The organism is Streptomyces glaucescens, from assembly GCF_002154375.1.
GTDB classification, from domain to species: domain Bacteria; phylum Actinomycetota; class Actinomycetes; order Streptomycetales; family Streptomycetaceae; genus Streptomyces; species Streptomyces glaucescens.
The window spans coordinates 1-4,219 of sequence record NZ_MUND01000950.1 but is presented as its reverse complement, the minus strand read 5'-3'; the positions used below and the strand labels follow the sequence as shown (position 1 = coordinate 4,219).

Here is a 4,219-nt window from a genome sequence, read left to right as displayed (position 1 = left end):
GTCGGGGTGGGTCTGCGCCGCCTGGGCCGTGGTGGGCAGCAGGGCCATGAGGGTGGCCGTCGCGACGGCGGTGAGGGTGGTGCGCACGGTCACGGTCACTGTCCCGCCAATCCCGTGTGGGCGACGCCCGCCACGATCTGCCGCTGGAAGAAGACGAAGACGACGATGAGGGGCAGGCCCGCCATCAGGCCGCCGGCCATCAGCTGGGCCCACTGGATGCCGTAGGAGTTCATGACGGTCGCGATGCCGTTCGGCATGGTCATCAGGTCGGGGTTGTTGGTGACCATGTACGGCCACAGGAAGTTGTTCCACGACGCGATGAAGGTGAAGATGCCGACCGCGGCGAGGGAGGGCCGGGCGAGCGGGACGACGATGGTGAAGAAGACCCGCCAGCGGCCCGCGCCGTCGATGAACGCGGCCTCTTCGAGTTCGCGCGGGATGCCCTGGAAGAACTTGTAGAGGATGTAGACCATCGCGGCGGGCGCGCACTGCGGCAGGATCATGCCCCAGTAGGTGTCGACCATCCCCATCTGCTGGACCGTGGTGAACAGCGGGACGCCGAGGACGGCCGGGGAGACCATCAGGCCCGCCATGACGACGCCCATCAGGGCGCCCTTGCCGCGGAACTCGGTGCGGGCGAAGCCGTATCCGGCGAGCGCCGAGACGGCCAGCACGACGGTGGTCACGCAGACGGAGACGACCAGCGAGTTCACGAACCAGTTGGTGATGTTGCCGTTCTCGAAGATCGCCGACCAGGCCTGGCCCGTCCATTCCCTGGGCAGCCAGCGCGGCGGCACCGCCACGGCCTCGGTCTCCGACTTCAGCGAGGTGAACAGCGCCCAGGCGAGCGGGGAGAGGAACACCACGGAGACGGCGGTGCCGAGGAGGGTGAGGACGATCTGGCTGGGGGTCCAGGCCCGGCGCGGCCTGACCGGGATCTGTGCGGCGCCGCTCATCGGCCGCCCTCCTCACGGTTGCGCAGCAGCCACATCCGCGCGAGGGCGACGGCCGCGATGATCACGAAGAAGATGATGGAGATGGCGGAGGCGTAGCCCACGCGGTAGCTGGTGAAGCCCTCTTCGAGCGTGTACTGCACGAAGGTCCTGGTGGACCCTTCGGGCCCGGGCCCGAAGTCCTGCATGACGACGGCCTGGTCGAAGACCTGGAGCGAGGCGAGGATCTGGAGGGCGATGACGAGGCCGGTGATGTTGCGCAGCATCGGCAGGGTGATGTGCACCATGCGGTGCCAGGCGTTCGCGCCGTCCAGCTTGGCCGCTTCGTAGAGGTGGCCGGGGATGCCCTGGAGGGCGGCGAGGTAGAGCAGGAAGCTGAAGCCGACCGTCCACCACAGGGTGGTGAGGACGACGGCGAGCATGGCGTACGCCTTGTCGGTGAGCCACGGGGTGTCGATGCCGAAGACGTGGTTGATCATCCCGGTGCCGGGGTTGAACAGCCACTGCCACAGGTTGGCGGCGACGGTGGAGGGCAGCAGGAACGGGGCGAAGAAGCACAGCCGCCAGAGCCATTTCCCGCGCTCGATGTGGTGGGCGAGCATCGCGAGGAGGAAGGCGAGGACGGTGATGCAGGGGACGACCAGGAGCGTGAAGTACGCGCTGTGGCCGAGGGCCTCCCACATGACGTCGTCCTGGAGGGCCTCGCGGTAGTTGTCGAGGCCGACGAAGCTCGCGCCCTCGCCGGAGATGTTGGCGTCCGTGAAGCTGAGCCAGAGGCCGCGCAGCAGCGGCCAGACCACGAACAGCGCGAACAGCGCGAGGAACGGGGCGACGAACCAGCCGCCGTGCTGGAAGCCCTGCTTGCGGCGGGCGGTGGCGCTCTCCGTGGCGGTCCGCGCGCGGGCGGGGACGATGACGGTCTCGGCACTGGTCGTCGTCATGCGACCGCACCTCCCTGCGCGGCGGTCTTCCCGTCCATGGGGTTCTTCATGGCGAGGAGGCCGGTGAGCGCGCTCTTCATCCGGCGGGCGGCGGCGTCCGGCTTGGCGGAGCCCATCGTCGAGGAGACGATGACCGGGCCGATGCGCTGGGCGAGGATGCCGGTGGAGCCGGCGAACCACACCTTCGGCTCGGTGGCCTGGTGGTCCATGGCCGAGACGTACTCGCTCTGCGGGTTCAGCTTCCGGTAACCGGGGGTGGTCAGGATGGGGGTGTAGGCGGGGATGTGACCGCCGCCCGCCCAGGCCCGGGCGTTCTTGACGATGTAGGCGGCGAGCTGGTGGGCCCCCTCGTTGGCGGCGCCGCCCCGGCCGGACTGGTGCGGCAGCACGAAGGCGTGCGACTCGGCGTGGGTCGCCTGCCGCCCGAAGACGGGCGGCAGCGGGGTGGCTCCGTAGTCGACCTTCGCGGTGTCGAAGACCGGCACCGACCAGTTGCCCTCCCAGGCGAAGGGGGAGCCGTTGATGAACTGCTCCGCGCCCGCGCCGCCGCCGAAGTTGGGGTTGGCGTACCCGTCGGTGATGTGCCGGCGCAGGAACTCCAGGACCTGGGTGGCCTTGTCGGTGTCGAAGGTGACCTCGGTGCGGGCCTCGTCGAACCAGGTGCCGCCGAGCTGGGTGTAGAAGGCGACGAAGAACCACCACTGGAAGTTCTGGTCGTTGAGCCACAGGCCGATGGTCTGCAGCCCCTTCTTGGTGGCCGCCCTGGCCTCCTCGAGCATGGCGAACCACTCGTCGGCCGACGCCGGGGAGATCATCCGCCCGTCGGAGCCGAGCAGGCCCGCCTTGCGCAGCACGTCCTTGCGGTAGAAGCAGAGCTGGACGTGGATGTCGAGCGGGAGGGCGTAGAGCTTGCCGTCGATGACGGCCCGCCGCCACAGCTCGGGGTTGAAGTCGGCCTCCCGCACGCCGTACTTGGCGAGCAGGCCGACGTCCCAGGGGTCCAGGAGGCGGCCGGGCGAGAAGCCGGTGACCCGGCCCAGGTGCATGACGCCGAGGTCCGGGGCGCGGTTGCCGGCCGCCGCCATGGCGAGCTTGGTGTAGAAGGGGTTGCCCCACTGGAGGGTGGAGTCCTTCACCGCGACGTCCGGATGCTCCTCACGGAAGGCGTCCAGCATCGAGACCATGTTGTAGCCGTCGCCGCCGCTGAAGAGGTTCCAGTACCTCACCCGCGTACGGGCTCCGGAGGCGAGTGCGTCAGCGCCGGTGCCGAGGGCGGCGAAGCCGAAGCTTCCCGCGATCGTCAGTCCGCCGAGGCCGGCCAGCATCTGCCTGCGGTTCAGGCCAGGTTGTCCCATTCCCTGCCCTTACTGTTCGAGTTCTCTACGTTCGGTATATCGAATGTCGCTCGTAACTTCGAACGGACCGTAAGGTCGAAGCGCGTGCGCGTCAATGGGTTGAACAGGAACTCGCGAAAACGGCGTGGTCGCCCCCCGACCCGCCGCGTACCCTCGACGAACCGTCGTGCGGCGCACGGACGGCGGCGGGAAGGGGGGCGATGGACGACCCCGGCGCGCGGCACAGCGCGGTCCGGCCCGCCGCGGCGCCGCGACACGCACGGACCGGCTCCGCCATGCGCCGTCTGACGGCCCGGCTCGACGCCGGCCTGCGGGTCCGGCCGCGGCCCCCCACCGGCATCCGCCAGGTGTGCCACGCGGTGTGCGAGGAGATGAGCGCCCAGCGCGGCGGACGGCCCGTCGAACTGCGCTTCGAACGGTTCCCCGACGAGCTTGAAGTCACCGGCCTGTGGGTGGAGTTCCAGGACTTCGACCTGGTCATCGTCGAGGAACGGGCCGAAGCCCTCCAGCAGCTCGTCATCCTCGGCCACGAACTGTGGCACCTGCACGCCGGACACGGCCGTCACCGCCCGACCGGCACCGCCGCTACGCAGGCGCTCGCCACCGGGCCCGGCCGGCGCGGCACCGCCCTCACCGTCGCCGCCCGCGACGGCTCCCGGCAGCGCGAGGAAGCCGAGGCCGACGACTTCGGGCACCGGCTGGCCGCGGCGTTCCGGCCGCTGGTGAGCGGCGAGCCCGGCACCGGAGCGCCGCCCGGCCTCCCGCAGCGGCCCCTCGGCCACCACGTACACCGAGGCACACCACGGTGACGACCGCCACCGTCCGGCGCGCGCCGGACGCCGCGGCCGGACCGATCTGGACCGTCCACGGCAGCGGGGCCCCCTTCACCCCGCGCTCCGCCCCCGAACTGCGGCTGATCCGCCCGCCGGGAGACCTTCATCCGCGACGTCCCGCTGCCGTGGACGGTCCA

General features: G+C 70.5%; 4 protein-coding genes. 1 reads left to right on the top strand and 3 read right to left on the bottom strand.

All coding sequences use genetic code 11. The features are described 5' to 3' along the window. Positions 1 to 95: 95 nt before the first annotated feature. The 3 genes from CCN42_RS39645 to CCN42_RS39635 are packed head-to-tail and all read right to left on the bottom strand — an operon-like array spanning position 96 to position 3,249. A complete protein-coding gene (locus tag CCN42_RS39645) occupies positions 96 to 956 on the bottom strand; it encodes a carbohydrate ABC transporter permease (RefSeq protein WP_086741991.1) in 861 nt (286 codons plus the stop codon). Then, complete coding sequence (locus tag CCN42_RS39640; protein WP_086741990.1) at positions 953 to 1,894, bottom strand: carbohydrate ABC transporter permease; 942 nt, start codon at positions 1,892 to 1,894, stop codon at positions 953 to 955. Before CCN42_RS39640 ends, CCN42_RS39645 begins: the two co-directional genes overlap by 4 nt. Continuing rightward, the gene (locus CCN42_RS39635; protein WP_086741989.1) at positions 1,891 to 3,249 is read right to left on the bottom strand and encodes an extracellular solute-binding protein; all 1,359 of its coding nucleotides are present in this window, start codon (positions 3,247 to 3,249) and stop codon (positions 1,891 to 1,893) included. Before CCN42_RS39635 ends, CCN42_RS39640 begins: the two co-directional genes overlap by 4 nt. A 200-nt stretch (positions 3,250 to 3,449) precedes the next feature. On the opposite strand from CCN42_RS39635, the gene CCN42_RS39630 reads away from it, so the two are divergent. After that, on the top strand, positions 3,450 to 4,058 hold the full coding sequence (locus CCN42_RS39630) for a toxin-antitoxin system, toxin component family protein (protein ID WP_169731616.1): 609 nt from the start codon (positions 3,450 to 3,452) through the stop codon (positions 4,056 to 4,058). Positions 4,059 to 4,219 lie beyond the last annotated feature (161 nt).